1 pseudogene is annotated in these 307 nt (G+C 59.0%); it reads left to right on the top strand.

Features of this window, described 5'->3' with window-relative positions:
- Positions 1-185: 185 nt before the first annotated feature.
- A pseudogene (locus ACODSM_RS22440) lies at positions 186-307 on the top strand (DUF4148 domain-containing protein); the annotation flags it as partial.

Below are 307 nucleotides of genomic sequence, written 5' to 3'. Positions count from 1 at the left end.
TGACTTACAAGTCCACGGCTGACCGCGCTGCCGTGCGTGCCCAGGCTGCTGAAGCTGTGCGTACCGGCCAGATTTCTTCGGGTGAGCGCGGCTGATTGACCCGGGGCGGCTGAATCTGCCGCCCTGGTTGCGCCGTATCTCTCAGTACCCAAGTCCCTCTTTTTCAAATTTTCTGGAGTTTCACCATGAACAAGTCTGTCCGTTTCCTGTCCGTTGCTGCTGTTGCCGCTTTCGCCGCTTTTGGTGCCCACGCTGACGAAGCCGATGCTTCGCAGTTCGCCACCAAGTTCGAAACCAACCGCACCCG

This window comes from Acidovorax sp. FG42 (assembly GCF_057809195.1).
This window is presented reverse-complemented; position numbering and strand designations above follow the sequence as displayed.